The sequence below is a fragment of the Novosphingobium sp. BL-A-41-Hi4A-0G genome (assembly GCF_055521735.1).
In genome coordinates, this window is the sequence record NZ_CM145501.1 from 2,018,333 (window position 1) to 2,044,061 (window position 25,729).

General features: G+C 64.7%; 30 protein-coding genes, 1 tRNA gene and 1 other annotated feature. Of the genes, 5 read left to right on the plus strand and 26 right to left on the minus strand.

What is annotated here, in order from left to right; genetic code table 11:
• Nucleotides 1-33 precede the first annotated feature (33 nt).
• Nucleotides 34-1,626 (plus strand): right-handed parallel beta-helix repeat-containing protein, encoded by a 1,593-nt coding sequence (locus tag ACZ1JX_RS09715; protein WP_465123356.1) that lies wholly within the window; start codon nt 34-36, stop codon nt 1,624-1,626.
• Here the strand turns inward: ACZ1JX_RS09715 and ACZ1JX_RS09720 are convergent.
• The 14 genes from ACZ1JX_RS09720 to ACZ1JX_RS09785 form a co-directional block, all read right to left on the minus strand.
• Nucleotides 1,623-2,690 (minus strand): acyltransferase family protein, encoded by a 1,068-nt coding sequence (locus tag ACZ1JX_RS09720; protein WP_465123357.1) that lies wholly within the window; start codon nt 2,688-2,690, stop codon nt 1,623-1,625. The genes ACZ1JX_RS09715 and ACZ1JX_RS09720 overlap by 4 nt on opposite strands.
• The gene (locus ACZ1JX_RS09725) at nt 2,687-3,037 is read right to left on the minus strand and encodes a YbaN family protein (RefSeq protein WP_465123358.1); all 351 of its coding nucleotides are present in this window, start codon (nt 3,035-3,037) and stop codon (nt 2,687-2,689) included. Before ACZ1JX_RS09725 ends, ACZ1JX_RS09720 begins: the two co-directional genes overlap by 4 nt.
• A gap of 16 nt (nt 3,038-3,053) precedes the next feature.
• On the minus strand, nt 3,054-3,467 hold the full coding sequence (locus ACZ1JX_RS09730) for a SufE family protein (RefSeq protein WP_465123359.1): 414 nt from the start codon (nt 3,465-3,467) through the stop codon (nt 3,054-3,056).
• 193 nt (nt 3,468-3,660) lie between these two features.
• Nucleotides 3,661-4,889, minus strand: a protein-coding gene (locus ACZ1JX_RS09735) for an IS3 family transposase (protein ID WP_465123188.1) whose coding sequence is annotated in 2 segments (ribosomal slippage) — nt 3,661-4,601 and nt 4,601-4,889 — 1,230 coding nt in all. Because the reading frame shifts where the segments join, the coding sequence is not laid out codon by codon here.
• Nucleotides 4,494-4,608: a sequence feature (AL1L pseudoknot), on the minus strand. It overlaps the preceding gene by 115 nt.
• A gap of 236 nt (nt 4,890-5,125) precedes the next feature.
• Nucleotides 5,126-5,302: a hypothetical protein gene (locus ACZ1JX_RS09740; protein ID WP_465123360.1), complete on the minus strand. Its 177-nt coding sequence runs from the start codon at nt 5,300-5,302 to the stop codon at nt 5,126-5,128.
• Nucleotides 5,299-5,511, minus strand: a complete 213-nt coding sequence (locus ACZ1JX_RS09745) for a hypothetical protein (RefSeq protein ID WP_465123361.1) — start codon at nt 5,509-5,511, stop codon at nt 5,299-5,301. Before ACZ1JX_RS09745 ends, ACZ1JX_RS09740 begins: the two co-directional genes overlap by 4 nt.
• 34 nt (nt 5,512-5,545) lie before the next feature.
• Complete coding sequence (locus ACZ1JX_RS09750) at nt 5,546-5,773, minus strand: hypothetical protein (protein WP_465123362.1); 228 nt, start codon at nt 5,771-5,773, stop codon at nt 5,546-5,548.
• Between the two features lie 29 nt (nt 5,774-5,802).
• Nucleotides 5,803-6,075: a hypothetical protein gene (locus tag ACZ1JX_RS09755; RefSeq protein WP_465123363.1), complete on the minus strand. Its 273-nt coding sequence runs from the start codon at nt 6,073-6,075 to the stop codon at nt 5,803-5,805.
• The gene (locus ACZ1JX_RS09760; RefSeq protein ID WP_465123364.1) at nt 6,072-6,374 is read right to left on the minus strand and encodes a hypothetical protein; all 303 of its coding nucleotides are present in this window, start codon (nt 6,372-6,374) and stop codon (nt 6,072-6,074) included. The genes ACZ1JX_RS09755 and ACZ1JX_RS09760 overlap by 4 nt, the downstream gene beginning before the upstream one ends.
• Nucleotides 6,374-6,655 carry a hypothetical protein gene (locus ACZ1JX_RS09765; RefSeq protein ID WP_465123365.1) on the minus strand — a complete coding sequence of 94 codons (282 nt, stop codon included), beginning with the start codon at nt 6,653-6,655 and terminating at the stop codon, nt 6,374-6,376. The genes ACZ1JX_RS09760 and ACZ1JX_RS09765 overlap by 1 nt, the downstream gene beginning before the upstream one ends.
• Nucleotides 6,656-6,686: 31 nt before the next feature.
• Nucleotides 6,687-7,067 carry an envelope stress response membrane protein PspC gene (gene pspC / locus ACZ1JX_RS09770; protein WP_465123366.1) on the minus strand — a complete coding sequence of 127 codons (381 nt, stop codon included), beginning with the start codon at nt 7,065-7,067 and terminating at the stop codon, nt 6,687-6,689.
• Nucleotides 7,064-7,360, minus strand: a complete 297-nt coding sequence (gene pspB / locus ACZ1JX_RS09775) for an envelope stress response membrane protein PspB (protein ID WP_465126390.1) — start codon at nt 7,358-7,360, stop codon at nt 7,064-7,066. The genes pspC and pspB overlap by 4 nt, the downstream gene beginning before the upstream one ends.
• A gap of 12 nt (nt 7,361-7,372) precedes the next feature.
• Complete coding sequence (gene pspA, locus ACZ1JX_RS09780; protein WP_465126391.1) at nt 7,373-8,197, minus strand: phage shock protein PspA; 825 nt, start codon at nt 8,195-8,197, stop codon at nt 7,373-7,375.
• The gene (locus ACZ1JX_RS09785) at nt 8,197-8,355 is read right to left on the minus strand and encodes a hypothetical protein (RefSeq protein ID WP_465123367.1); all 159 of its coding nucleotides are present in this window, start codon (nt 8,353-8,355) and stop codon (nt 8,197-8,199) included. The genes pspA and ACZ1JX_RS09785 overlap by 1 nt, the downstream gene beginning before the upstream one ends.
• 181 nt (nt 8,356-8,536) lie before the next feature.
• Between ACZ1JX_RS09785 and pspF the strand changes: the two genes are divergently transcribed.
• Together pspF and recF are read left to right on the plus strand one after the other, a co-directional pair.
• A complete protein-coding gene (gene pspF / locus ACZ1JX_RS09790) occupies nt 8,537-9,565 on the plus strand; it encodes a phage shock protein operon transcriptional activator (RefSeq protein ID WP_465123368.1) in 1,029 nt (342 codons plus the stop codon).
• Nucleotides 9,566-9,618: 53 nt separating this feature from the next.
• Entirely contained in the window at nt 9,619-10,692 is a 1,074-nt protein-coding gene (gene recF / locus ACZ1JX_RS09795; protein ID WP_465123369.1) for a DNA replication/repair protein RecF, read from the plus strand.
• A 96-nt stretch (nt 10,693-10,788) separates the two neighbouring features.
• On the opposite strand, the gene ACZ1JX_RS09800 is transcribed toward recF, so the two are convergent.
• On the minus strand, nt 10,789-11,472 hold the full coding sequence (locus tag ACZ1JX_RS09800) for an arylesterase (protein ID WP_465123370.1): 684 nt from the start codon (nt 11,470-11,472) through the stop codon (nt 10,789-10,791).
• 68 nt (nt 11,473-11,540) lie between these two features.
• Between ACZ1JX_RS09800 and ACZ1JX_RS09805 the strand changes: the two genes are divergently transcribed.
• Nucleotides 11,541-12,233 carry an ABC transporter ATP-binding protein gene (locus ACZ1JX_RS09805; RefSeq protein WP_465123371.1) on the plus strand — a complete coding sequence of 231 codons (693 nt, stop codon included), beginning with the start codon at nt 11,541-11,543 and terminating at the stop codon, nt 12,231-12,233.
• Complete coding sequence (locus ACZ1JX_RS09810; protein ID WP_465123372.1) at nt 12,230-14,767, plus strand: ABC transporter permease; 2,538 nt, start codon at nt 12,230-12,232, stop codon at nt 14,765-14,767. Before ACZ1JX_RS09805 ends, ACZ1JX_RS09810 begins: the two co-directional genes overlap by 4 nt.
• Here the strand turns inward: ACZ1JX_RS09810 and ACZ1JX_RS09815 are convergent.
• The 11 genes from ACZ1JX_RS09815 to ACZ1JX_RS09865 form a co-directional block, all read right to left on the minus strand.
• A complete protein-coding gene (locus ACZ1JX_RS09815) occupies nt 14,764-15,258 on the minus strand; it encodes a DUF805 domain-containing protein (protein WP_465123373.1) in 495 nt (164 codons plus the stop codon). The two genes, ACZ1JX_RS09810 and ACZ1JX_RS09815, sit on opposite strands and share 4 nt — an antisense overlap.
• Before the next feature lie 11 nt (nt 15,259-15,269).
• The gene (locus ACZ1JX_RS09820; protein ID WP_465123374.1) at nt 15,270-15,740 is read right to left on the minus strand and encodes a DUF805 domain-containing protein; all 471 of its coding nucleotides are present in this window, start codon (nt 15,738-15,740) and stop codon (nt 15,270-15,272) included.
• Between the two features lie 91 nt (nt 15,741-15,831).
• Nucleotides 15,832-18,642 carry a CHAT domain-containing tetratricopeptide repeat protein gene (locus tag ACZ1JX_RS09825; RefSeq protein WP_465123375.1) on the minus strand — a complete coding sequence of 937 codons (2,811 nt, stop codon included), beginning with the start codon at nt 18,640-18,642 and terminating at the stop codon, nt 15,832-15,834.
• 92 nt (nt 18,643-18,734) lie between these two features.
• Nucleotides 18,735-19,655, minus strand: coding sequence for an NAD-dependent epimerase/dehydratase family protein (locus ACZ1JX_RS09830; protein WP_465123376.1), 921 nt, complete (start codon nt 19,653-19,655; stop codon nt 18,735-18,737).
• The gene (gene proB, locus ACZ1JX_RS09835; protein ID WP_465123377.1) at nt 19,655-20,788 is read right to left on the minus strand and encodes a glutamate 5-kinase; all 1,134 of its coding nucleotides are present in this window, start codon (nt 20,786-20,788) and stop codon (nt 19,655-19,657) included. Before proB ends, ACZ1JX_RS09830 begins: the two co-directional genes overlap by 1 nt.
• Before the next feature lie 70 nt (nt 20,789-20,858).
• A complete protein-coding gene (gene obgE, locus ACZ1JX_RS09840) occupies nt 20,859-21,917 on the minus strand; it encodes a GTPase ObgE (protein ID WP_465123378.1) in 1,059 nt (352 codons plus the stop codon).
• 134 nt (nt 21,918-22,051) lie between these two features.
• Nucleotides 22,052-22,127 (minus strand) — tRNA-Ala (locus tag ACZ1JX_RS09845).
• A 106-nt stretch (nt 22,128-22,233) separates the two neighbouring features.
• Nucleotides 22,234-22,965, minus strand: coding sequence for a hypothetical protein (locus ACZ1JX_RS09850; protein ID WP_465123379.1), 732 nt, complete (start codon nt 22,963-22,965; stop codon nt 22,234-22,236).
• A 198-nt stretch (nt 22,966-23,163) separates the two neighbouring features.
• Nucleotides 23,164-23,907 carry a Bax inhibitor-1/YccA family protein gene (locus ACZ1JX_RS09855; RefSeq protein ID WP_465123380.1) on the minus strand — a complete coding sequence of 248 codons (744 nt, stop codon included), beginning with the start codon at nt 23,905-23,907 and terminating at the stop codon, nt 23,164-23,166.
• Nucleotides 23,908-24,031: 124 nt separating this feature from the next.
• Complete coding sequence (locus ACZ1JX_RS09860; RefSeq protein ID WP_465123381.1) at nt 24,032-24,838, minus strand: pyrroline-5-carboxylate reductase family protein; 807 nt, start codon at nt 24,836-24,838, stop codon at nt 24,032-24,034.
• Between the two features lie 178 nt (nt 24,839-25,016).
• Entirely contained in the window at nt 25,017-25,520 is a 504-nt protein-coding gene (locus tag ACZ1JX_RS09865) for a type III secretion system chaperone family protein (RefSeq protein WP_144906879.1), read from the minus strand.
• Nucleotides 25,521-25,729: the final 209 nt, after the last annotated feature.

Below are 25,729 nucleotides of genomic sequence, written 5' to 3' on the forward strand. Positions count from 1 at the left end.
AAAATAAGAACATGTCAATCCTGGTCGATAAGCATGCCGCAGGCGAATTTTCGCTTCGACTTGCGGAGCCATTCCTTTAGTTATCTCGGTAACATATCTTTCAGTATATGGGGTAACGCATTGGGAAACCGCGCGCGCAAGCGGCTGGCGCTGCTCTCGGCCTTGGTCGGCCTGATCATGCTGGCCGGGGTCGGCTTCACAGCAGGGACAGCAAGCTCGGCCTCTGAGCTTCGACCGAGGCAATGCTTCACCGCATTACCCGGTGCCAAAGGCAGGACCTTCTTCGTCGATCCCGTAGCGGGTCGCGATGATGGAGATGGCTCATTCCAGCGGCCCTGGCGCAGTCTATCGAAGGTGCTCGGCGACGGCCTTGTGGGCGACCACATCCGCGATGCGACGCTGGCGCAAAAGCTGGTCGCCAAGGCAAAAGGCAGCTGGCGCGACATCCCGTTGCGCCTGAACGGGCGCGCCGTGGTCCATGGTGGCGACACGATCATGCTGAGGACTGGAAACCACGGACGCATTGCGATCGCGAGCCTTGCCAACGATCAGCCTATCACCATTACAGCCGCGCCAGGCGCAAAAGCGCAAGTCGATGGCATTTCGGTGGCCGATGCCCGGAACTTCACATTCCGCAATCTGGTGGTGGCGCCTGCACGTTCCGAAGCACAGGGTTTTCTGGTTACGACGCGCCCCCGCCCCGACGTGAAGATATCGCGCGACATCCGCTTCGCCGGGATGACGCTGGATGGGCCGGGTAGCATCGCGAGTTCGTCTCCCGCCGACTGGGCGAGGCAAGGCGATAGCGGGGCGCTGCTGGCGGGCGACTGCATCAGCTTCGAGGACAGCAAAATCCGCGACGTGCGCTTCGGCTTCGTCATCTACCAGTCGGACCGGGTGACGGTGGCACGCAACGATATTCGCGGATTTTCGGTCGATGGCGTGGACTTTTCAGGCAATGATATCCTCATCGCCGACAACGTCATTGCAGATCATTGGCCGACGGGTGATTCCCTGCATCCCGATTGCATGCAGGGCCAGACGAGCGCTGCAAATCCCTCGTATTCGCGCGTCACGATTACCGGGAACATCTGCCTTTCCGATACGGTCAGCCGACATTCCAAAAACCTGCAAGGCATCAATATCTTCATCGGAAGGTGGAGGGATGTGACGGTCTCGTGCAACTTCGTCAGACCGTCGATCTATCATGGCATTGCCATGTATGGCCTCGACAATGCGAAGATCGACAGGAACGTGGTGCTGGGTTGGCGAAACGAATATCCCGCGTGGATCGGCGCATTCCGATCTTTGGAAGGCCGGCAACCGACGGGGAACGTGATCAGCAACAATGAAGCTTTCGCCTATATCAACGCCATTCATGGCAGTGACGTACCCCCCGACCGCGTGATCGACTCCTTCAGGATGGGGGCGAATGCTCGAGAATTCCGGTCAATCGTCGGCGAGCCGATCACCGGCGTGACGCTGACCGGCAATGCATGGATAAGGCCCGGCCCCGATCTCTCCCATGACCCGCGCTTTACCACGGCTGACGAAGCTGCGCCACCTGGGTTCCTGTCAGTCGAGCAAGCACGGGCCAGACTGCACGCGCTCTGCCCCCGTACCTAAGCCGCAAGCGTCAGATGGCTCTGGAGCCAGCAGGTGACTGGTCGCTCGAACAAGCGGTGCGCCAGGTGCGCGACCATGATTGAAATGGTGCAGACCAGAACGATGAAACCGATTTCGAGGCCGGGACCATAGGGCCAGCGAAAATGGCGCCAGAGCATCTGCACGGCGAGCATCAGCGGAATGTGGACGAGGTAGAGCGCGTAGGAAATGTCGCCGCCGCGGTTCCACAGGGCGGCGTGCCAGAGCTTTAGCGGGCCGAGGACGGTGGCGGCGAGCATGAGGGCTCCGGCGATGCCCCATGTCAGGGTACGCTCCCAGCCGGTCATGCGCGGGCCAGTGTCGATCTCGCCATAGGCCACCAGTGCAACGGCAATTGCGAGCATGGCAACGCGAGCGAGCGGCGGAAGCGTCATGCCGCGCAGGTAGAGTAGGCCCAGCACCATGCCGCCTGCGAATTCGAGCAGGATCGGCCGCGTCCAGTACCACAGCGGCATGGGCAGGACGACCGCGCTGCCGATGGCGACCAGAGCCGCAAGCGCGAGGCCCAGACGCAGGGTCGTGCCGCGCACCTTGGCGGCCATCGCGGCGGCAAAGCTCAGGTAGAACAGCATCTCGAAGTTGAGCGTCCAGCCGACCTCGAGCAGCGGGGCGATGCGGTGGGCGGCGGTATCGGAGACGTAGGGGACGAACAGCAGCGACGCGAGCAGTCCGCGCGAGTCCGGCACAGGGCCGTATTTTGTGAGCCACGCCAGCATGGCAAGAGTGCCCGCCCAGTACAGTGGCACGATCCGAAGCAGTCGGCGCAACAGGAAGGTCTGGCGCGCACCCGGCTTGCCGTGCAGCCCTTGCGAGGAATGGACCATGATGAAGCCGGAGATGACGAAGAACAGGTCGACCCCGAAGGCGCCCTTGGTCAGCCATTCTGGCCGGGAAAGCTGCACGCCGAGAAAGCGGCCGGTATGATAGCCCATGAGTTCGGCATGAAGCAGGAGCACCAGGCTGGCGGCGATCAGGCGCAGCATCTGCACGCTGACGATCCGTCCTTGTGCCACTGGTGCATTCATTCCGCGCGGGTCCATATCCAGGTGCCGGTGACGCCCATGACGGCGACCGGGATCAGCACCCACGGCCATCCTGCCGTTACCGCAGTGAGAATAACGCCTGCACCCATTGCGATCAGTGCGCCTTGCTTGGCCTTGCGCGAGATGGCGCGACGGGTCTGCCACTGGCGCAAGGGCGGGCCATAGCGGGGGTGATCAAGCAGGCGCTGCTCCCACGCGGGGTTGGAGCGGGCGAAGCAGAAGGTGGCGAGGAGCAGGAAGGGGACCGTGGGCAGGATCGGCAGGAATGCGCCGATCGCGCCCAAGGCAACGCAAGTGACGCCACCTGCGAGGTAGAGGTGGCGGCGCAAGTCCCCTGCCCCGCCGTCAGGCCGTGGCGGCGATGCGCGCGGCGTGCTCTCGCACCAGCGCGATCATGTTGGGGACGCCTTGGGTGCGGTTCGAGGACAGCTGCTTCTTCAGGTCGAACGGAGCAAGTTCCTCGGCGATGTCGGTTCCGGCCACTTGCGCGGCGGGCCTGTCCTGCACGGCGGCGAGGACCAGCGCCACGATGCCCTTGGTGATCGCGGCATTGCTGTCAGCGAGGAAGTGGAGCTTTCCGCCCTCGCCTTGCGTGGGATAGACCCAGACGCTGGCCGAGCATCCGCGCACCAGCGTGGCATCGGTCTTCAGGGCATCGGGCATGTCTTCAAGCTCGCGACCGAGTTCGATCAGGAGCCGGTAGCGTTCGTCGCCGTCGAGGAATTCGTACTCTTCGAGGATGTCTTCAAGGCTGCGCATGGAGCGGCATTAGCGAGCGGTTGGGGTGGCGTCCATGGCCTGTGTGGGCATAGCATCAAGGCGCTCCCTCCTTCGGCGTCATCCCGGCGGAAGAAGCGATCCATTGCGTTGATGTTTTGCCTGACCGTGAGGTCATGGGCCCCGGCCTGCGCCGTGAACCGCCCCGGCTTTCCCGGAGGCATTTTCAATTGAGTCATGCGACCATATCGAGGGTCTCGTTGGCCGCATAGTAGTTGGCTTCGGCTTCGGCGGGTGGGATGTGCCCGATGGGTCCGAACAGGCGGTGATTGTTGAACCAGTCCACCCAGCGCAGCGTTGCCATTTCCACGGCCGATGCGCTCGGCCATGAGCGCTGCCGCCAGATGACCTCGGCCTTATAGAGACCGTTGATGGTCTCGGCCAAGGCGTTGTCATAGCTGTCGCCGACGCTGCCCACAGACGGCACGAGGTTGGCTTCGGCCAGACGCTGCGTGTAGTTCATCGCCAGGTATTGAACGCCCCTGTCGCTGTGGTGGATCAAGCCATCATCTGGACTTGGCCTGCGGGCATGGATCGCCTGCTCCAGGGCATCCAGTACGAAGCCCGCCGTGGCGCTGGTGCTGACCTTCCAGCCCACAATCCGGCGGGCGAAGGCATCGATCACGAACGCGACATAGACGAACCCGGCCCAGGTATGGACGTAGGTGAAGTCGACCACCCACAGCGCATTGGGCCGGCTGACGCGGAACTCGCGGTTGACCTTGTCCAGCGGGCACGGTGCCTTGGGGTTGCTGATGGTCGTCACCGTCGTCTTGCCCCGGCGCACGCCTGCCAGGCCCATGGTGCGCATCAGCCGCTCGACGGTGCACTTGGCCACCTTGATCCCCTCGCGGCGCATCTGGTGCCAGACCTTGCGGGCACCATAGAGGCCAAAGCTGTTCTCGTGGACGCGCTTGATCGCCTCGCGCATCTCGTCATCGCGCCGGACACGGGCGGGGCGCCTGCCGGGATCGGCAAGGCGGGCGGCATATTCGTGGTAGGAGGAAGGGGCGATTGCCAGTTCCCGGCAGATCGGCTCGATACCCAATTCCTTCCGGTGAGCGTCGATGAACGACATCACCATTTGCCGTGGCGGTCGAGCTCCGCCTGCGCAAAATATGCCGAGGCTTTGCGAAGGATCTCGTTGGCCCGGCGCAGTTCCTTGACCTCGCGCTCCAGGGCCTTGACCCGATCACGATCACTGACAGCCTGCGCCGCTGGCCCTGCTCGTCGGCTCGCCTCCTCACGGCACCAGCGGCGCAGTGTCTCGGTCGTGCAGCCAACCTTCCCGGCGATCGACGTCATCGCCGCCCACTCCGACGGGTAATCTCCCCGGTGCTCCTCCACCATCCGCACCGCACGGTCGCGAAACTCAGGCGAGAACTTGTTCCTTGTAGCGCTCATCGTGGCTCCTTCTCACAGATAGGAGCCTCCGGGAAAGCCGGGGCGGTTCACAGGGGTGACGAGAGTTGTGCGTGGGAGGGAGGGTGTGTGTGGGAGAGTGCGATTGGTCAATCACACCACAAACTTCGCGTCATCCCGGCGAAGGCCGGGATCCATTACGCTGATGTCATGCCTGACCGCGAGGTTATGGGCCCCGGCCTTCGCCGGGGTGACGGTTGTGGTGGAATGGTTGGAAGCTAGCCCGAAAGGCCACCGGGGCGCGTCAGGGCGTACCAGATCACGTAGATCCATGAGAGGACGCCGTGGACGAGGGCCCAGATGATCGACTTGTGCAGGCTCCACGAAATGGAGACAGCGATGGCCGAGCCGAGACCGATGCCGGCCTTGGCGGCGCCTTCGGTGTGGCGGCTCACAGGTCCACCCCTGCAGCGATGGCTTCGAGCTTGCGCAGGCGTTCACGCATGTCGGCAAGTTCGATGAGGCTTCCTGCGTCACCCGTTTCCATGCGTTCGAGTTCCATGCGCTTGAGGGCGAGCCAGCCGTCCCAGCCGCGCAGGGCAGCGAGGGCGACCATGGCGAGGCCGGTGAGGCCGGAGAGAGCAAGGGCGATATCCGAGGTCATGTCGGCAACTCCTTGTTGCATTGCCTGTCGCGGTTCAACGGTCGCGAAGGGATTCAATCTCGCGCGAGAGGCGGCGGGTTTCGCCTTCGTCGGTGGCGATGCGGTCGAGCACTTCGAGCCGCTTGCGCAAGTCGGCGACTTCGCGTTCGAGGCTGGCGGTGTAGGCGGGGTCGACCGGTGGCTGATCACGGAACCCGCGTTGGGCGTTGTCGCGATTCATGCGTATCCGGGCAAAGGCGATGATCGCGACGATAGCGACCAAGGTGGCTCCAAAGCTCACTGCGGCAGTCCTCAGTTGACCTTGACGTCGCGCAGGTTCTCGATCTGAAGCGCGAGGTCGGAATTGTTCTCGGTGGCGATGCGTTCAAGCACGCGGACGCGCTGTTCGAGGCGTTCAGCCTGGGCGGCGTACTGGGCGGCCTTTTCAGCCGTCTGCTTCGAGAGCAGTTCCAGTTCGCGCTCCCGGAAGGCGAGACGGCGCTTGTAGATATCCGCACCGATCCCGAGCACGATCGGCAGGACGATGACCATGAACACCAGCGTCAGGACGACATCCTCGTTCATTGCGCCTTCTCCTGGGCCGGACGCAGCGCCTCGATCTGGCGGGACACGTCGAAGCCGCTGTCGGTGACGATGGCCTCGACATTGGCGAGCCGCTGGTGCGTCTTGTCCAGCTGGTCGCGCAGGAAGGCGTTTTCCTCGCGCAGCTTGGCGTAGGCGTCCTGGTCGGCCCGGTCGGTCTTGCCGCCCCACTCGTCTTCGAGGGCATAGCCGTGACGCGCGCGGATCCAGTTGTTGATCACCCAGCCGCCGGTGGAAATCGCGATGATGGCGAGGACGAATTCAGGACCACCCCAGTTCATTACTGCCTCCTGTCTTCGAGCGCGGCACTGTCACGACGGAGCGCCTCGATCTGGGCTGCGGTGTCGAAGCCCTTGTCGGTGACGATACGTTCGAGCACGCGGACGCGCTCTTCGAGTTCGCGGGTGTGCTGGGCGTATTGCGCGGCCTTTTCGGCGCTGAGTTCGGCGGTGGCCTTGATCTGCAGCTCGGCGATCTTGGTGCGATGCTTGGTCCAGATCGCGACGATCGGAATGCAAAGCGCAATGATTGGGATCATCACACCGAGTTCAGCTACGTTCATGGTATTCAGTCCCCTCAGGTCGGTAGTGCTCTCAGCGCAGCTTCTCGATTTCGGCCGAGAGGCGCGGGTTGGAATTGACGTAGAAGCTCTCGACATCGGCCAGGCGGCGGTCGATGTCGCGGAATTCGGCACGGATCTCGCGGGCAGTGCGGGTGGGCGACTGGCGTACGCCCTGCCAGAACTTCTGCTCCTGACGGTCCCCGTAGAGATGGCCGGGCTTCTTGTTGGCAAGGAAGCCGAGGATGAAGTAGCCCGGAATGGTGAGCCATCCCATGCCGGCGACCGTGGACAGGGCGACGCCGAGGCGGACCCAGAGCACGTCGACCCCGGTGTAATCGGCAACCCCGGCGCAGACGCCCATGAACTTGCCGTTGACCTTGTCGCGATAGAAGCGGGTGCGTGGGCTGTTCACTTCGAGGTCCTTCCCTGTTCGGCGAACATCCGGTCGAGTTCGCGCAGTTTCTGATTGTCGGTCTCGCGGTCATGCATGATCCGCGCGGGCTTGAATTCGGGATTGTCGGCAGCGACGAGGCGCTCGACGGTGTCCATGCGTTCATCGAGACGGCGAGCAAGCTGGTAGAGTTCTTCCAGCAGCGCCTCGTCGCCCGTTGTCAGCGTCGGTGCGGTCTTCCACCGGGTGATGTAGTGGAGGATCAACCAGGGCAGGCCAACGAAGATCGAAACGATCGCGATGGCCGGGATCATGTCGTCCATGGCTCAGGCTTCCTTTCCGAGCTGGCGCTTCATCGCTTCGAGTTCCTCGTCGATCTTGTCCTGCCCGGCGAGCGCGGCGATCTCGTCGGCGAGGCTGGGCTTGGTGTTGCCATCGGCGAGGCTGAGCGCGTCGGCGCGGCCTTCGGCGTAGTCTACGCGGCGTTCGAGCTGGTCGAAGCGGGCCATTGCCTCGTCTACGCGCTCGCTGGCGAGCAAGGACCGCAGGCGGACGCGGTTTTCGGCGCTTTCGAGGCGCGCGGCGATCGCGGTCTGGCGGCTGCGGGCTTCGCGCAGGCGGGTCTGCAGCTTCTCGATGTCCTGCTCGTAGGCGCGCATCGCATCGTCGAGCACGGTGATCTCGGTCTTGAGCTGGTCGGCCATGTCGGCGGCTTTCTTCTTCTCGACCAGAGCGGCACGGGCCAGATCCTCGCGGTCCTTTGACAGCGCGAGCTGAGCCTTTTCCGACCAATCGGCCTGAAGGCGTTCCAGCTTGGACACGTGGCGGCCCATTTCCTTCTGATCGGCAATGGTGCGGGCAGCCGAAGCGCGGACTTCCACGAGCGTCTCTTCCATCTCCATGATGATCATCCGGATCATCTTGGCAGGATCGTCCGCCTTATCAAGCAAGTCGTTGAAATTGGCGGCAATGATGTCGCGAGTCCGCGAGAAAATACCCATCAGGTTGACTCCGGGAGTGAAGAGGGGGCGGGATTGGCCATTGCCGCCACCATTGCTGAAATTGCGAAGGCGATCCAGTTCCGCATCGAGGCGGGTGGTGCGGCCACCCTCCTGAAGTTCGGAGCGGATCGGGGTGAGCTCGTCAGCCATCATGCCAGCTCACCGGTGATCGCAGCGCTCGAGGCCATGACGGTGGGGACGGCGTTCACCTGCTGGGTCAGGGCGAAGCAGCACATCACGACCATCGCACCGATGCTGGCAAGGCTGGCGCGGCCGAGCTGGGTGGAGAAGAAGCGAGCGGTGTACATTTTCGTGACCTTTCGGCGGGTTACTTGTCAGTTCGTCCCTGCTCGCTGCCGGATGTTCATGGTAGAGCAAGGCGCGTGCCAAACTGCGGATAGCGCGGAAATCCGCCAGTTTTGGGGCTTCACCCTCCTTTAATGTTGGGAATTCTTGCCGAGACTTGGGAAAATGCGCTAATCTTGTGGCATGGATCGGGAAGTTCAGTTCATCGGCCAATCAGGCGCGTTCCTCGATGCAGTCGAGCGCGCGAGCCGTGCCGCGCCGATGCGTCGCCCTGTGCTGGTGATCGGGGAGCGCGGGACCGGCAAGGAACTGATCGCCGAACGCCTCCACCGCCTGTCCTCGCGCTGGACCGAGCCGCTGGTGACGATGAACTGCGCGGCCCTGCCAGAGACGCTGATCGAGGCCGAACTGTTCGGGCACGAGGCAGGTGCCTTCACCGGCGCGACGCGGGCGCGGACCGGACGCTTCGAGGAGGCGGACAAGGGCACTTTGTTCCTCGACGAACTCGGCACACTGTCGATGGGTGCGCAGGAGCGCCTGCTGCGCGCGGTTGAATATGGCGAAGTCACCCGGATCGGATCGAGCAAGCCGGTGCGGGTGGACGTGCGCATCGTTGCAGCGACGAACGAGGACCTGCCGAAGATGGCCGAGCAAGGCCGGTTCCGCCCGGACTTGCTCGACCGGCTGAGCTTCGAGGTGATCACCCTGCCCCCGCTGCGGGTGCGCGAAGGCGACATTGCGGTGCTGGCGGACTACTTCGGGCGGCGCATGGCCGCGGAACTGCACTGGGATTCCTGGCCGGGCTTTTCGGCTTCGGTGCAGAAGGCGATGGAAGACTACCTATGGCCCGGCAATGTGCGCGAGTTGCGCAACGTGGTGGAGCGCGCCGTCTATCGCTGGGACGACTGGACCAAGCCGATCGGCCACGTGCAATTCGATCCGTTCGAGAGCCCGTGGAAGCCGGTCGCGCCGACACGTCCGGAGACGGTGGAAAGCGGAGCGAGCGCGCCGGTGCGTGCGGCAGCCCCCTCAGGCGATCTCGACAGCGTGGCAGACTTGCGCGCCGCGGTGGATGCGCACGAGCGCGCGATCATCGAACACCATCTGGGCCGTAACCGCTTCAACCAGCGGCAGACGGCAAAAGCCCTCGGGTTGACCTACGACCAGTTGCGCCATTGCATGAAGAAGCATGGGCTGAGTGATAAGGGTTGAGTGACGGGGGTAAGGTTTCACTTTGCCCTGAAACCGCCTAACGCCGACGGATCATGTCCCTCACCCGCCTCACCTTGCGCGATTTTCGCAACCATGCCGCGACGCGGCTGGTGGGAATGCGTGCGTTCAATGTGCTGGTGGGGGAGAACGGCGCGGGCAAGACCAATGTGCTCGAAGCCATCAGCCTGCTTGCGCCGGGGCGGGGCCTCAGGCGGGCACAGCCGGCGGAGATGGCCGGGCGCGATGGCGGCGGCGGGTTTGCCGTGGCGGCGGAGATGGAGGACGGGGGCGTGCAGATCGGCACATCGACCGATGCTTCGGCCCCGAACCGTCGCATGGTGCGGATAAACGGGGCGGAAGGCCCGGCGGCGCGTCTGGGCGAGTGGCTTTCGATCACCTGGCTGACGCCCGCAATGGATCGGCTCTTTGCCGAAAGCGCCGGATCGCGGCGGCGGTTTCTGGACCGGCTGGTGCTGGCGCGGGAGCCCGGACACGCGCGCAATGCCACGCGCTACGAGACGGCATTGCGCGAGCGGAACCGTCTGCTGGGCGAACCTGCCGAGCCAGATCCGCTGTGGCTTGACGGGATCGAAGCGCAGATGGCTGAGGCCGGCGCGGCGATGGCGGCGGCGCGGGCGGCGCTGGTGGCTGATCTCGGGCGGGAGCTGGAGACGGTGCCGGAACAGCCCTTTGCGCGGCCTTCGCTGCGCTATGCCAGCGAAGTGCCGCTGGAGAGCGATGCTTTGCGCGTTATGCTGCGCGAAGGGCGGCGGCGGGATCGCGCTGCGGGGCGCTCACTGACCGGGCCGCATCGTGATGATCTGGCGGTGACGCTTGCAGCCAAGAATGCCCCGGCGGCGGATTGCTCGACCGGGGAGCAGAAGGCGATGCTGATTGCCATCGTGCTCGCGCATGCTGGGTTGACTTCGGGTGAGCGCCCTCGCCTGCTGCTGCTCGACGAGATCGCCGCGCACCTCGATCCGGTGCGGCGGTCGGCGCTGTTCGAACGGCTGGCCCAGAGTGGGGCGCAGGTCTGGATGACGGGGACGGAGATGGCCCCCTTTGCCGAGATTGCAGATCAAAGCGCGGTGTGGTCGGTGCGCGATGGGGTGGTCCATCCGCAATAGTTTCCTGCTCTCCCGCGCAGGCGGGGGCCTCGGTGCTGTTACGGAAGATTTGCGTAAAACGCCTGAGGCCCCCGCCTGCGCGGGGGAGCAGTGAGCTTAGGGTTTTGTCGCCGCTTTCAGCGCTTGCGCCACCTGGTCCTTCGTCGCCGCCACGATCCTGTCCACACCCTGCGCATTGGGGTGCACGTTGTCCTCCAGCATCAGCGCCTTGTTGCCTAGAACCGGGGCGAGGAAGAACGGGACGAGGCCTGCCTTGTGCTTCTTCGCAAGCTCGGGCCAGATCGGATTGAACTGCTTCTGGTAGTCCGCGCCGAGATTGGGCGCGGCGAGCATTCCGGTGAGGACGACCGGTATCTGCCGCTTGTCGAACTCGGTCAGGATCGCGTCGAGATTGGCGCGGGTTTCGGCCGGGGGCAGCCCGCGCAGCATGTCGTTGCCGCCGAGCCCGACGAGCGCGAGGGTTGGCTTTACGGGCTGGTTGTCTAGCGTGAAGGTCAGGCGCTGGAGCGCGGCAGCGGTCGTGTCGCCCGATACGCCTGCATTGACCACGCGAGCAGGCACGCCCGAAGCGTTGAGCGCGACTTCGAGGCGCGGCGGATAGCCCTCGCCGGGGTTGAGCTGGTATCCGGCGTAGAGGCTGTCACCGAAGGCAAGGATCACCGGGGCGTTGACGGGGACTGGCGCTGCCGCCGTTGCAGAAGTCGATGGTTGCGGTGCGGGTGCCTGCTCTGGCGAACATGCTGCGATTAGAAGCGTGGCGAGAACAGCGTAGCGGCGCATTGAAACTCCTCGGGCGCGCCCCCAAGTGCCGGTTGCACGCTGCAACCAATCTATGCCACGTGAGGCCCGTGACAAGCACCCCAAAACCGGTAATCGCCGCCTCGGCCCTCACCCTCTCGCTTGGCAGTGGGGAGGCGCGGGTCGAAATCCTGCGTGGGATCGATCTTTCCGTTGGTACGGGCGAGACGGTGGGACTGCTGGGGCCATCCGGCTCAGGCAAGTCGTCGCTGCTGGCGATCCTTTCGGGGCTGGAGCGGGCGAGCGGTGGTTTGCTCAATGTGGCGGGCGCAGACTTCACCGCGCTCGACGAAGACGGCCTTGCAGCAGCGCGTCGCGGACGGATCGGGATCGTGTTGCAGGCCTTCCACCTGCTGCCGACGATGACGGCGCTGGAGAACGTGGCGACGCCACTTGAGTTGGCAGGCATGGCGAATGCCATGGCGCGTGCAGAGGCTGAGCTTGTTGCGGTCGGCCTCGGGCATCGGATGCATCACTATCCGGCGCAGCTTTCGGGCGGGGAGCAGCAGCGCGTGGCGATCGCGCGTGCGCTCGCGCCAAAGCCTGCGATCCTGTTCGCTGACGAGCCGACCGGCAATCTCGATCATGCAACCGGCGAAGCGGTGGCCGACCTTCTGTTTGCCCGTGCGGCAGAAGCCGGGGCCACCTTCATCATGGTCACGCACGACGAGGCGCTGGCGGCGCGGTGCGGGCGGATCGTGCGGCTGGCCGATGGCCACATCGTCTCGGACATCAGCGCGTGAACCTTTCGTGGGGCGCCGCATGGGCGTTGGCGCGGCGCGGGCTGGACTGGCGGTTCAAGGGCCTGCGACTGCTACTGGTGTGCCTTGTCCTCGGGACCGCCGCCCTGTCTGCCATCGGCACGCTGACCGGCGCGATCGAGCGCGAGCTGGCGACGCGTGGGCGCGAGATGCTGGGCGGGGATCTGGAATTCACGCTGGCGGCGCGGATGCCCTCGCCAGACGAACGCGCCACGATTGCAGCGCTGGGCGAGGTTTCGGAAGGGGCGCGATTGCAGGCGATGGCGCGTGTGCCTTCCGATGATACGCGCACGACGCCGGTCGAGTTGAAGGCGGTCGATGGCAAGTGGCCGCTTTATGGGCAGTTCACGCTTGAGGGCGGCAAGGCAGCGGGTGCGCCTGAGGGCATGGCCGCGTGGATTGCGCCGGGCGTGGCGGATCGGCTGGGCGTTGGCGTTGGAGACCGATTGCGGGTGGGTGAAGCGGATCTAACCGTCGGCGGGGTAATCGGGTCCGAACCCGATCGGCTGGCCGAGGGCTTCTCGCTCGGGCCGACGGTGATTGTCAGCAAGGCCGGGCTCGATGCCTCGAAGCTGGTGCAGCCCGGATCGATGGTGCGCACGAAGCTGCGGGTGAAGCTGCCCGCGAGTGCCGATGCGGTAGCGCTTGGCGAGCGGATCAAGGCGCAGTTCCCACTGGCGGGATACGAGGTGCGCACGCGCGAGAAGGCCTCGCCGGGGCTCGACCGGTTCGTTTCGCGCATGGGGCAGTTCCTCGTGCTGGTGGCGCTGGCGGCCTTGGCAATTGCCGGGATCGGCATCGGCAACGGGGTCAATTCCTACCTTGAAGCGCGGCGCGGGAGTATCGCCACGCTCAAGATTCTGGGCGCTTCGGGCGGAGACATTGCGCGGATCTACCTGCTGCAATTGGCTGCGGCATCGTCGCTGGCGATTCTTGGCGGACTGGTGATCGGGGTGAGCATCACGCCGCTGATCGGGAAAGCGCTGCAAGGACTGCTGCCGATAGAGGCAGGTTTCGTGCTGGACTGGGGCGCGCTGGCGATTGCGGCGGCCTATGGCGCGCTGATCGCGCTGACTTTTGCCGCGCCGCCGCTGGCGCGGGCCAAGGCGTTTCCGGCGATGGCGCTCATGCGAGCGCGGGTCAGCCCATTGGCGGGTGGTTGGCAGGGCGCGGTGCTGCCCGTCGCTTTGGGGCTTGGCGGGATCGTGGCGCTGGCGGTGCTGACCGCGCCGCAGAAGCTGCTGGCGGCCGGGTTCCTTGGCGGCGCAGCAGCGCTGTTCCTGCTCCTCTCCGCGCTCGGCTGGGGGTTGCAGCGGCTGGCGGCGAAGCTGCCGCGGCCCAAGGGCGCGATTGCGCGGATGGCGCTGGCCAACCTGCACCGGCCGGGCGCGCAGACGTCGGCGCTGGTGGTGGCGCTGGGCTTCGGGCTTGCCGCCTTCGTGCTGCTGGCGGGGGTCCAGACCAGCCTCGACGGCAACATCGCATTGCGCGTGCCCAACAAGGCGCCGGACTACTTCGTGCTCGACCTGCCGCAGGGAAAGACAGCCGAGTTCGACCGGATCGTGCAAGCGTCAGCGCCAAATGCGGCGATTCGCAAGGTGCCAGCCTTGCGTGGCTCGATCATCGCCTATGGCCCGCAAAACGCGATGACGCGCGTGGCGGACCTGAAGGAGATACCCGAGAACGCCTGGCCACTCCGCGGGGATCGCGGGCTGACCTATTCGGACGAACTGCCCGAAGGCAACGTGCTGACCGCCGGGGACTGGTGGCCCAAAGGCTACTCTGGCGAGCCGCTGGTATCGGTGGACGATGACTTGCGCGAGGCGCTGGGCCTGAAGCTGGGCGACAGGATTGCGGTGTCGATCCTTGGCGTGGAGCGCAGCGCGACAATCGCCTCGTTCCGCCGGATCGACTGGGAGAACATGGGCTTCAACTATGTGCTGGTGTTCAGCCCCAATGCGATTGCCGATGCGCCACACAACCTTGCGGCGACAATCAGCCTGCCGGAGGGCGCGAAGACGCCAGAAGTGCGTCGCGCGATCTTGGGCGGCCTTGTGAAGGCTCTGCCCTCAAGCTCGGTGATCGAGATCGGGCCGGTGCTGGGGCAGGCGCGCGAGATCCTGTCGCAGATGGGCACCGCGATCCTTGCGGCAGCAAGCGTGGCGATCCTTGCCGGGATGGCGGTGCTCGCGGGCGCGATTGCGGCGGCGCGAGAGCGCAAGACCTATGACAACGTGATCCTGCGCGTGCTGGGTGCAAGCAGGCGGCAGTTACTGGTGCTGCTGCTGGCGGAATACGGACTGCTCAGCGCGCTGCTGGCAGGCGTAGCGCTGGTGCTTGGCACGGGCGTCGCTTGGGGCGTGATCGTGCTGCTGTTCGAGTTTGACTGGCTGCCCGACTGGCCGCGCATCCTTGGCGTGCTGGGCGGCGGCGTGGCGCTGGTGATGGTGCTGGCGGTGGCAGGCTCGGTCGGGCTGCTGCGAACCCGACCGGCACAGGTGCTGCGCGAGCTTTAGGAGAAAAGGTCGACCTCGCGCCTGTCCTTGGGATCGGGACCGTAGCGATTGGGACCAGTGGTACCGTCGCGGCACATGTAGGCGATGTAGACGCCCTTGAAGAAAATGCCGACCACCGGCAGCGCCGACGCGATGGTATTGCCGAGATACCACCAGCCGCTGCGTTCGATATCGTGCAAGCGACGGATCGAAACTGCGAGCGACGGGACCAGCGAACCAACAAAAAAGGCCCCGAACACACCGATCACCACATCAACCAGAGGATTGATGAAGAGCTGGTCTACCCGAATCGGCTCCTTCTGGATCAGGAGGGCCGGAACGTCCACTCCAGCGAGCCAGACCAGCACAGTCGCTCCGACAAATGCGAACGCGAACAGCGCTGTAAACCACCAGTACTCGGCCCGCTGTGAACGGCCGGAGAACCGGGCGTAACGGCGATAGGGCAGCAGAGCCCAGTCCAGCGGACTGCGCCGGGTGGGCCAATCCATCATCCCTCCTGTCATCAGCCGAACACGTCCGACGGATCGTCAGGCTGCGTCGGATCGGCACCGTACTTGTTGGTGCCATCGGTGCCCTTGATGCACATCATCACCAGCAGGCCGAGCGACGACAGGATGTTGACGAAGGGCACGAAGCCAAGCACCGCGAACAGGACATAGAGCCAGCCCGACAGATTGAGATCGTGGAACCGCCGGATGGTGACCGCGATCATCGCCGGGAAGGTCACGATCGCCCAGAGATAAAGCGGGATGAACAGCAGCAGCATGATCGCGACGCCGCCACCGAGCAGGCCTGCCTGCAGGTTTTCCGGAGCGAAGGCGCTTGCACCGAAGACCATTGCGAAAAGGGTAATGTACGCTGCGACGATGATGAAGTTCAGCAAAGTGAACATCCAGAACTCGCGCCGTGACGAGCGTCCGGCAATGGCGCCATAAAGGCGCCTGTACGGCATCAGCATCCATTCCATGGTCATTCCCCCGTCTGACTTCGCCCTCGACCGGCAAAGGACAAGCAGACGACCACGGATTTGCGTCTGGCGCAAGTATCGGTGGTCACAATCGGTGTCAGTTGCCCACGACCATGAACGGAGCCCAAAGCGCCGGATTGCGTGCCTCCTCCGGCTTGCCTTGCTTCATCACCTTGAGGATAGCGCGGCGCAGGGCTTCGTCAGCTGTGGCTCCCTTGGCCGACGCATCGAGCAGTTCGACCGACAGGCGCGCGGCGACGTCGTCTCGCACTGGCCAGTGGCTGGCGACAACCCGACGGGCTCCGGCAAAAAGGAAGGCACGCGCAAGACCGGTGTAGCCTGCAGCGCTCGGCTGGTCGCCTGCAGCGGTGTCGCAGGCCGAGAGGATCACCCAGTCCGCATCCAGCCGCAGGCGTGCCGCTTCAGACGCCGTTAGCAGGCCGTCGTTGTCCTCGCTTTCTTCCGCTGGCGGGGTGAGCACCAGTGCAGGTTCGCTGCGCGCATCGAAGGCGCCTGAAACAAGGCCGTGCGTGGCGAAGAGCAGGACGCCAGCGTTCGAGTAATCCAGCGCGCGAACGGCAGGTTCGGTGGCGTTCTGTCCGGTCAGCAGGATCGACCGCGCAGGCTTGCGGACATGGGCGGCCACAGCCGCAATCTCGCGCTCGGCACCGGGAAGCGACACAAGCCGGCTGACACGTGCGGAGCGGGTTTCGCCGCCTGCAAAGATGTCGGCCCCGGCCGTGATCGCCTGTGTTCCGCCAAGCGCCGGTGCGCCGATTGCGATCACGTCGCGGCGCGCATCTGCCCGCTTCGGCGATTGTCCGAGCGTGGCGAGCGAAGGCAGGACCGAGATGGCATGGTCTTCGACCAGCCATCGCGTGTCGCTCAGCGACTTGCCCTGACGGCTGGCAAGAAGCGTCAGCGGCAGGGCGGACAGGATGTCGCCGGTCACCACGCGCAGGCGCTGCTTTTCCGGTACGAGGGCACGGACTTCCGGCGTGAAAATGACCTGGTAGATTTCATGCGCTGCGGCAGTGTCGAAGGGAACGAGTGCGCCGTTTTCGGTTCCCGCGCGGATGCGGCGGACGAGGCCGCGCAAGGCCTCGCGCCGGATCGGCGCGTGGCCAATGGCGATGCGGTCATGGGTAAGTGCCATGGTATAAAGGCCGAGATCGCTTTCCTCGACCACCAGCAGCGTTTCATCTCGGCCAAGGCGCGCCTGCGTTTCAGCAAGTGTGACCGGGCGGGGACGGAGCAGCGAGCGGAAGCCCGGAGACCGGGCGTCAAGCTCTGCATCAAGTGCGGCAAGCGCAGCGCGAGCGTGGGCAACGGCCTTTTCAAGAGGGGCGCGCTCGGCCCCCTGCTCCAGGCCAGCCGCGCGCAATAGGGCGGCATCAGCATCGGCGAGTTTTCCGGCAGCTTCCTGCCGTCGGCGCAGAAGCAGGCCGAGTTCCGTATTCCCCGCCTGTTCACGCGCAGTCACGGCAACCGCGGCGCGGCTGGCATCGGTCTCGACCAAAACCTGGAGCACTTCGAAGGCGAAGTCGTTGTCACCAGCCAGAATGGCAGTTTCGAGTGCATGACTGAAGGCCTCGATATTGTCGATCACGCCGACGACGCGGTTTTGCGAGACTTCGAGACTGTTGTTGACCGCGATTGAAGTGCGGAAGGCATCGCGGACTTCGGCCAGCCCCTCTGCCGCCCGTCCACGGCGCGCCTTGATCCAGCCGAGCGAAATGCGGCTGTTGAGCGCCTGGAAATGGGTTGGGGGACGAAGACGCTTGAGGGTCGACGCGGCGTCTTGCGCCATTGCTTCCGCTTCCTCCAGCCGCCCTGCGTGTGTATAGGATTGCGCCAACTTGAAGTTATTGAGAGCAACGGCGAGTTCATGCTGTCTTGGCATCTTTGCCAGCATGGCGATGCCGGTTTCGCGCATCTTCATCCCGAGCGCACGGTCTCCGGCGCGGTCCGCAGCGGTGCCTCCATTGATATAGGCTCCTGCTGTTGACGGTATCGCACCAGCCACCGCGAACTGCTCCGCAGACTTCTGAAAGAAGGGGAGCGCATCTGCAGGACGGTCAGACATCAACAGTGCGACGCCAAGCGCAGACAGAGCGTCGGCACGTTCGCCGATAATCGTGGACTTCAGCTTTTCCCCCACGTCGACCGACTGGCGCAGCCAGGGAATCGCCTCGTTGATCCGCCCCTGCATCAGCAATTCGGTGCCGAGCAGATTGGGCAGCTTTGCCCGATAGGGCTGACGGGGCTTGAGCGTCTCGATTTCCGAAACCAGCTTGCGAAGAAGAGGCTCCGACAGAGCCGCCTGGCGAGAGTAAACGAGCGCAATGGCATACTGAAACGCCGAATCTATGCGCTCATCGTCTCCCACTGGCCTCAGCTTGTTCATTACCTCCCAGCCATGCCGGGTGCGTTGTATCCCTTCGTCAAATTGGCTCTCGCTGACCAGAAGGCGACCGAGCATCGTGTCCGCCAAGGCGATTTCAGCGCTATCTTCGTTATGCACCTTGGACAGAAGCGCTCTCGCTTCCCGCACAAGTTCGATAGCCTGCCCGTATTCCTGCAACTGGGACTTGTTGTTTGCATCAGCGATCAGGATGTCTGCAGTAACCGACGGCTCGGACTTCGTATCGAGAGATCTCGCACGCACTACGGCATCGTTAGCCTCGGCCAACCGGTCGAGCTTGGCCAGTATCGTCGCCCTTTGGGCATAGAGGCGCGCGCGCGCTGCGCGCTCCTTTGTCGTTTCGATCAGCCGATCGCACTCGCGAAGAGCCGCCTCCGGCTCATTGGCCACGTCCATGGAGGGCACGGTTTGCGGCAAGGCCGGGACGGCTCCAATCGAGCAAACCAGCGCTGCCAGCAGCGCCGCCCAAATCATTCTTGCCATCCCCTGCCCCCGGCTCATCCAAATCGGAGGAAAGGTTAATCGAAGTTAAGCGCGTTACCAGTGCCTTTCGGCACAAAGCCACCCGTTCCGCATCACTTCAGCCAGCCGGCCTCGCGATACCACGCCGCCGTGGCGTGGAGGCCCATGCGGGTTTCTACCTGGGGGAGCCAGAGTTCGGGCGGGGGCTGGTTGCCTTCGCCTGCGCGCCAGTCCGGGTGGCACATGTAGCCGACACGGTCCATCGTCAGCTTGGCGCCCTTGCCACGGAAGCGCGCGTCGAGCCTTGCGCCGAGGCGCAGCATTCCGGCGGGCAGGTTGATCGCGGTGGCGCGCTTGCCCATGGCCATGCCAATGGCGCGGGCGAGATCGGTGTTGGTCCAGCCGCCGGGGGTGCCGTCATCAGGCTCGAAGGTCATGTGCGTCACCTCCTCGCTGCCGGGAATCAGGGCGAGCAGGAGGCGGGCGAGGTCGTTGACGTGGATGATCGAAAGGTGGCCCTGCGGCGGCAACGGCACCACGCCGCGCCGGGCCAGCTTGAACAGCTCGAACATCTCGGTATCGCGCGGGCCATAGACGGCGGGCGGGCGCACCACGGTCCAGTCCAGGCTGCTGGCCTTGACGATCTTCTCGCCGCGCAGCTTGGAACGACCGTAGATCGACAGGTCCGGCTCGCGCGCTGAGAGCGAGGAGACGTGGACGAAGCGCGGCACGCCAGCTTCGAGCGCAGCGTTTACGACGTTCAGCGTGCCCCAGACGTTGCCGTCCTCGAAACCCTTTGCGTCCGGCGCGCTGACCACGCCGGCAATGTGCAGGACAACGCTGGCGCGGCCGACGAGGCGCTGGAGCGCGCGCTTGTCGTTGAGGTCGCCCTGCACCCATTCGACCCCGGCACGGGCATCCTGCGGGCGGCGGGCAAGGGCGCGGACCTCTATTCCGGCGCGGGCGGCATAATCGAGCACGGCCTGACCGACGAACCCGGTCGCCCCGGTAATCGCCAGCAATTCTGCGGCCATTACAGAAGCACCATCTGGTCGCGATGGATCAGGGCCGAGCGGGGAGCGTAACCGAGAAGCTCTTCGTGCTCGCGACTGTGGCGGCCCTTGAGGCGGGCACATTCGGCGGCGTCGTATTCGGACAGGCCGCGCGCGAGAGTCTGGCCATCCGGACCGACAACCGCGATGGCATCGCCGCGCTGGAAATCGCCATCGACGCTGGTGATCCCGGCGGCGAGCAGGCTGGAGCCACGCGTCAGTGCGGCAGCGGCTCCGGCATCGACATGGACGGTCCCGCGCATCCGCATCCGCCCGCCCAGCCACGCCTTGCGCGCCTGCTTGCGCCCGCGCGGCAGGAACAGCGTGCCGCGATCCGTGCGCATTGCAGAACCGATTGGAGATACGGGCTGGCCATCGATGATGGCCAACGCCATGCCCGCCAGTTCGGCGATCTCTGCCGCCTGCAGCTTCGAGGTCATGCCGCCCGAGCCGAGACCGGAGGACGAGCCGCCGGTGGCCATGGCGTGGATTTCAGGCGTCACGCCCTTCACCACAGGAATGCGGGTTGCGCCGGGCTCGCGCGGGTCGCGGTCATAGAGGCCGTCGATATCGGACAGCAGCAGCACGCCGCTGGCGCCTGCCGCCTGTCCCACGCGAGCTGCGAGCCGGTCATTGTCGCCGAAGCGGATTTCCTGCGTGGCGACGGAATCGTTCTCGTTGATCACCGGCACCGCACCGGCGGCCAGCAGCGTGCCGAGCGTGGCGGTAACGTTGAGGTAACGGCGGCGGTCTTCGAGGTCTTCGAGCGTCAACAGGATCTGCGCTGCGGTGAGGTCATGGGCAGCAAGCAGTTCCGCCCAGAGGCCCGCTAGCGCGATTTGCCCGACCGACGCCGCGGCCTGGGCATCGGAAAGACTGCCCCGGCCGCCCTTGGCCAAGCCAAGCTTGCGCGCGCCGAGCGCGATCGCGCCAGAGGACACGACGATGACTTCCTGCCCGGCCGCGCGTGCCGCAGCGATCTCGGCCACCAGCGCGGTCAGCCATTCGCGGCGCGGCGCACCATCCTTGCCGACGAGCAGCGCCGAGCCGACCTTGACCACAAGGCGCGGGCAGGTCTTGGCGTCGGTCAGGTGGGCAAGCTGGCTGATCTTCATGAGGGCCGCTTAGGGTATTTGTGACGGGGCGTGAAGGGTTACCGGTCCTGCGCGCGGCGCGCTTGGACGATCAGATCGGCGACCAGGGCTTCTCGTCTGCCTGTTCCTCGACCTGCCCGGTCGGGCGTTCGGTTATCGTGGCAGCGGGCAGGTGCTCGAGCACGGCGTCGAGCAGGGCGTCCATGCCCTTCCCCGTTGCGCCCGAGATTGGATAGACCTTGGTCGCGCCGGCTGCGCGCAGTTCCTTGGTGAAGGCTTTGACCAGTTCGGCGTCGACAAGATCGATCTTGTTGAGTGCGATCAGGCGCGGCTTTTCATCAAGGCCTGAACCATAAGCCTCAAGCTCACCCTCGACGATCTGCATGGCTTCGGCAGGATCGGTCTCGCTGTGGATGTCGATCAGGTGGATCAGCACCCGGCAGCGTTCGATATGGCCAAGGAAGCGGTCACCGATGCCGACGCCTTCGGCCGCGCCTTCGATCAGGCCGGGAATGTCGGCCAGCACGAACTCGCGGTTGCGATGGCTGACCACGCCAAGCTGCGGGCGCAGCGTGGTGAAGGCATATTCGCCGACCTTGGCCTTGGTGTTGGTGATCTTGTTGATGAAGGTCGATTTGCCAGCATTGGGCAGGCCGACAAGGCCAGCGTCCGCCATCAGCTTGAGGCGCAGCCAGACGTACATTTCCTCGCCGGGCCAACCGGGGCCGTGCTGGCGCGGGGCGCGGTTCGTCGAGGACTTGTAGGACGCATTGCCACGCCCGCCATCGCCGCCGCGCAAAAGAACGACGCGCTTGCCCACTTCGGTGAGGTCGAGCAGTACGGTCTCGCGGTCATCATCGAGCACCTGCGTGCCGACGGGGACCTTGATCACGAGATCCTCGCCGCCGGCGCCGGTGCGGTTGGTGCCCGCACCGCCCTGCCCCCGCTGCGCCTTGAAGTGCTGGGTGTAGCGGAAGTCGATCAGGGTATTCAGACCGGCAACGGCCTCGAACACGATGTCGCCGCCCTTGCCGCCGTTGCCACCATTGGGACCGCCGTACTCTTCGTACTTCTCCCGCCGGAAGCTGACCGCACCGGGACCGCCCTGCCCGGAGCGGATGAAAATCTTGGCTTGGTCGAGAAAATGCATGTCGGTAAAATGTCCACTGACAGGCCCGAATGCAATAGCGCCGGGCCCCCTAAGCGAGCCTGTTGGTCCCGTTCATGGAGTTCCTGGAGCCTCGAACCGCAAGGCGCCTGCCGATCAGGCGGTTCGATGATACCTGGTGGAGCCGAGGGGGATCGAACCCCTGACCTCGTCATTGCGAACGACGCGCTCTCCCATCTGAGCTACGGCCCCGTTCCCGGTATCGCCCCGCGGGACAACCGCAGGGAGCGCCGCCATTAGCGCAGCGTCCCTTGCGTGAAAAGTGGCATTTTCGAGATTCTTTGGCAGTGGCTCTCGATCAGTTCCCTGCCCCGCTCCGGTTGGTAACGGTGGTGGACGAGACCACGACCGGCTGCTGCGGTGCATTCACCAGTGCGCCGTACTGAGCCTGCCAGATCGCCAGATCATTGCGGTAGACTTCGTAGCGGCGGTAGAAATCGTCGAACACGACTTCGATGCTCGGCAGGCTGCGAACCGCGAAGGCCTCAAGCTCTGCCGACTTGATCGCCGCGCCATCGCGCGTAACCGCCATCACCGCATCGCAGAAGTCCGAGAGCGTCGGCGGCAGCGCGTAGTGATTGTAGACCGAGGTGATGTAAGCCTCGCGCGGGGCGATGAACTTCTGCCCGTACTTGGCCTTGAACTCGGTATCGAGCTTCTTGTTTACGACGTTCAGCGCCTTGGCATGCGTGGTCAGGAAGGCCTTGTAGCGCGGCAGGATGTCGGCGTGCTTGGGCGCGCTGCAATTGAGCGCGGCCACGTTGTAGGCCGAGCGCAGGTTCCACACCATCTGCGCGGTGGTGATGTTGCGGTTGACCGACAGGCGCAAACCGTTCGCATCAGCGGGAGGCAAGAAGATATTGTCCGATGCGCCGTTGGGCGGCATCGGCTTGGGCGGAATTACCACGACCTTTGGCGGGGGAGGCGGCGGAGGCGGTGGTGGCGGTGGCGGCGGTGCGCATGAAGCAAGGCCGATGGCCAGAGCCATTGCCGCGATGGCAGGCGCATGAAGACGCCGAAAGCGAAACATTGGCATTCCCCCAAAGGTAGCCGATTGGCCGATGATCCCATTGACGCAACGTGCAAAATTGCGCCGGTCATCCTTTCTGCAAGATGAAGGCAACACTAGCGCCACTACTCACACATGAGAATCCCCTGAAAAAGAAAAACCCGGCGAACCGTTGCGGCCCGCCGGGTCAATCTCGTTCAGTCTGGTTGCTTCAGCGGATCAGCGGCGATCGCCCATGAACTGCAGCAGGAACTGGAACATGTTGATGAAGTCGAGGTAGAGGCTCAGCGCGCCGAGGACGACCGCCTTGCCAGCGAAATCGGTTCCGGCGACATAGGCATACTGCTCCTTGAGCTTCTGCGTATCGTAGGCGGTGAGGCCAGCGAAGATCAGGACGCCGAGGAAGCTGATCGCCCAGGCGAGGCCGGAGGACTTCAGGAAGATGTTCAGCAGCGATGCGATGATGATGCCGAACAGGCCCATGATCAGGAAGCTGCCCATGCCCGACAGGTCCTTCTTCGTGGTATAGCCATAGAGGCTCAGACCCGCGAAGGCACCAGCGGTAGCGAAGAACGTCGTGGCGATCGACGCGCCGGTGTAGACGAGGAAGATCGTCGACATCGACAGACCCATGGCGACCGCGAAGCCCCAGAACATGCCCTGAATCGCGGTGGTCGAGAACTTGTTCGCACCGAAGCTCATGAACATCACGAAGGCCAGCGGCGAGAGCATGACCAGCCAGATCAACGGGGTGCCGAGCAGAGCAAGGGTAAGGCCGGAATTGGCCGAAAGCAGCGCGACGATGCCCGAGAGCAGCACGCCCGAGGCCATGTAATTGTAGATCGACAGCATGTGGCGACGCAGGCCCGCATCGAACACCTCGCTGCGGCCCTGAAGGCCGGAGAGGCCCGGAGACGCGCCGAAACCCGTCCCAGTGGGCCGAGGGTCGTTCCAGTTTGCCATTTTCAAAGCTCCGTTCTGTGGCCCCTTTGGCCACGTCACTGGAATATCGGCGCTTTGGCCCCTGCTTTCAAGTGAAACCGAAGCAATGAACCGGCAATCAAATGTAACGAATTGTTTCGCGGGGTCAGGCCTTGGCGCGGGCCTGCTCGGTCATTTCTGCGCTGCGGTCGCGCGCGCCGCGCAAGGTGTCTTCCATCAGGGCGACAAGGCGGCGGTCCTTGTCCAGAATGTCGATGCCGACTTGCGTGACACCGCCCGGGCTCGCAACGCGGCGGGCGAGCTCGCCCGGGCCGTGTTCGGAGGCTGCGGCGAGCATGGCCGCCCCTTCGACCATGGACAGCGCGAGGCGGTCCGCCTGCTCGCGGGGAAGCCCGAGCGAGGCTGCGCCTTCGGCCAGTGCATCGATGAAGCGATAAACGAAAGCAGGGCCTGACCCTGCCAGCGCGGTCACGAGGTCCATCTGATCCTCGCCCGAGAGCCACTCTGCCTGCCCCAGCGGCGCCATCAGTACATCGGTCTGGGCGCGCGCAGTGGCGTCAGCCTCACCGACGAGCGCGATCGGCGACTTGCCGAGCGCTGCGGCGAGATTTGGCATGACGCGCACGATTGCGCGGGCTTCGGGGAAGTTCGAGCGGAGCGTGGCGAGATCGACACCGGCGAGGATCGACAGCAGCAGCGTGTTCGGACCTACGAAGGGACGCACGGCAGCAGCAGCATCAGGCAACTGCTGCGGCTTGAAGCCGAGCAGGACGACATCGAACGCCCCCTCGCCCTCGGGCGCGGCCTTGAGCAGGCGCGTGCCCTGCGGGGCAGCTTCGAGATAGGGATCGACGATGGTGAAGGTCTGGGGCGCGATACCGCCTGCGAGCCAGCCCTTGAGCATGGCACCGCCCATGTTGCCGCAGCCGAACTGGAGGAAGGTCATGGTCATGGGCAGATTCCTTGAGTCGCGTTTGCGGGCTCAATGCCGGGGCGCGGTGCTCATCGCAACGTGGAAACCTGAAAAAGGCACTGCTCCCCCGCGAAGGCGGGGGCCTCGGTCCTTTTACGCCAGTGTTCGGTGACAACACCGAGGTCCCCACATGCGCGGGGACGCCACCCTGTCAGCCTCAGGCTTCCCCGGCCGCGTCCACCATTGCGCTGGCGAGCGCGTCTGCCGGGCTCTTGTCGCCCCACAGGATAAACTGGAACGCGGGGTAGAACCGGTCGCATTCGTCCACAGCCGCCTCGATCGCTGCCTGCGCCTGGCTGATGCTGAGCAGGCCTTCGTCGCCCAGCATGAGACCATGGCGGTAGAGCAGCACCGAACCGTTCGACCAGATGTCGAAGTGGCCGATCCAGACCTGCTCATTGATCAGCGCCATCAGTTCGTAGACGGCAAGCTTCTTGTCATCGGGGATGCGAATGTCGGGCAGGCACAGGATCTGCAGGACGTGATCCTCGATCCGCCAGATGGCCCGAAGCTGGTAGTTCGCCCAGGACCCCTGGATTTCGCCGGTCACTTCGTCATCCGAAACGAATTCGCACGGCCAGCCGCGCGCCTCGAACAACGAGGCGATCATGTCGACAGGCGCTGCCTCTTCGCGCTCGTTGTCGTCATGGCCGGTCCGCATGGTACGTCCCCTGAACACGTGATCGGGCCTCCTCGGCTGGTCGGCCCGGCAGGGCGATCTGCCCTGACTGCTGCTCACCCCGTCAATGGCGGTTCACACCCCCACCCGACAATCGCGGGTTAACAGGCGGTTGGGCAAAACTCGACAACCTTGTGGGAAAGCTGTGGACAAGGAGTGAACAGCGCTGCTCGGCGCATGTTCCTGCCAAG

Excerpts from the sequence above, each read along its gene's own strand:
- ACZ1JX_RS09715 (WP_465123356.1), top strand. The coding sequence starts at position 34 with ATGCCGCAGGCGAATTTTCGCTTCGACTTGCGGAGCCATTCCTTTAGT.
- ACZ1JX_RS09720 (WP_465123357.1), bottom strand. The coding sequence starts at position 2,690 with ATGAATGCACCAGTGGCACAAGGACGGATCGTCAGCGTGCAGATGCTG.
- ACZ1JX_RS09730 (WP_465123359.1), bottom strand. The coding sequence starts at position 3,467 with ATGCGCAGCCTTGAAGACATCCTCGAAGAGTACGAATTCCTCGACGGC.
- ACZ1JX_RS09745 (WP_465123361.1), bottom strand. The coding sequence starts at position 5,511 with ATGACCTCGGATATCGCCCTTGCTCTCTCCGGCCTCACCGGCCTCGCC.
- ACZ1JX_RS09755 (WP_465123363.1), bottom strand. The coding sequence starts at position 6,075 with ATGAACGAGGATGTCGTCCTGACGCTGGTGTTCATGGTCATCGTCCTG.
- ACZ1JX_RS09760 (WP_465123364.1), bottom strand. The coding sequence starts at position 6,374 with ATGAACTGGGGTGGTCCTGAATTCGTCCTCGCCATCATCGCGATTTCC.
- ACZ1JX_RS09765 (WP_465123365.1), bottom strand. The coding sequence starts at position 6,655 with ATGAACGTAGCTGAACTCGGTGTGATGATCCCAATCATTGCGCTTTGC.
- pspB (WP_465126390.1), bottom strand. The coding sequence starts at position 7,360 with ATGATCCCGGCCATCGCGATCGTTTCGATCTTCGTTGGCCTGCCCTGG.
- pspA (WP_465126391.1), bottom strand. The coding sequence starts at position 8,197 with ATGGCTGACGAGCTCACCCCGATCCGCTCCGAACTTCAGGAGGGTGGC.
- ACZ1JX_RS09785 (WP_465123367.1), bottom strand. The coding sequence starts at position 8,355 with ATGTACACCGCTCGCTTCTTCTCCACCCAGCTCGGCCGCGCCAGCCTT.
- pspF (WP_465123368.1), top strand. The coding sequence starts at position 8,537 with ATGGATCGGGAAGTTCAGTTCATCGGCCAATCAGGCGCGTTCCTCGAT.
- recF (WP_465123369.1), top strand. The coding sequence starts at position 9,619 with ATGTCCCTCACCCGCCTCACCTTGCGCGATTTTCGCAACCATGCCGCG.
- ACZ1JX_RS09800 (WP_465123370.1), bottom strand. The coding sequence starts at position 11,472 with ATGCGCCGCTACGCTGTTCTCGCCACGCTTCTAATCGCAGCATGTTCG.
- ACZ1JX_RS09815 (WP_465123373.1), bottom strand. The coding sequence starts at position 15,258 with ATGATGGATTGGCCCACCCGGCGCAGTCCGCTGGACTGGGCTCTGCTG.
- ACZ1JX_RS09820 (WP_465123374.1), bottom strand. The coding sequence starts at position 15,740 with ATGACCATGGAATGGATGCTGATGCCGTACAGGCGCCTTTATGGCGCC.
- ACZ1JX_RS09825 (WP_465123375.1), bottom strand. The coding sequence starts at position 18,642 with ATGGCAAGAATGATTTGGGCGGCGCTGCTGGCAGCGCTGGTTTGCTCG.
- ACZ1JX_RS09830 (WP_465123376.1), bottom strand. The coding sequence starts at position 19,655 with ATGGCCGCAGAATTGCTGGCGATTACCGGGGCGACCGGGTTCGTCGGT.
- proB (WP_465123377.1), bottom strand. The coding sequence starts at position 20,788 with ATGAAGATCAGCCAGCTTGCCCACCTGACCGACGCCAAGACCTGCCCG.
- obgE (WP_465123378.1), bottom strand. The coding sequence starts at position 21,917 with ATGCATTTTCTCGACCAAGCCAAGATTTTCATCCGCTCCGGGCAGGGC.
- ACZ1JX_RS09850 (WP_465123379.1), bottom strand. The coding sequence starts at position 22,965 with ATGTTTCGCTTTCGGCGTCTTCATGCGCCTGCCATCGCGGCAATGGCT.
- ACZ1JX_RS09855 (WP_465123380.1), bottom strand. The coding sequence starts at position 23,907 with ATGGCAAACTGGAACGACCCTCGGCCCACTGGGACGGGTTTCGGCGCG.
- ACZ1JX_RS09860 (WP_465123381.1), bottom strand. The coding sequence starts at position 24,838 with ATGACCATGACCTTCCTCCAGTTCGGCTGCGGCAACATGGGCGGTGCC.
- ACZ1JX_RS09865 (WP_144906879.1), bottom strand. The coding sequence starts at position 25,520 with ATGCGGACCGGCCATGACGACAACGAGCGCGAAGAGGCAGCGCCTGTC.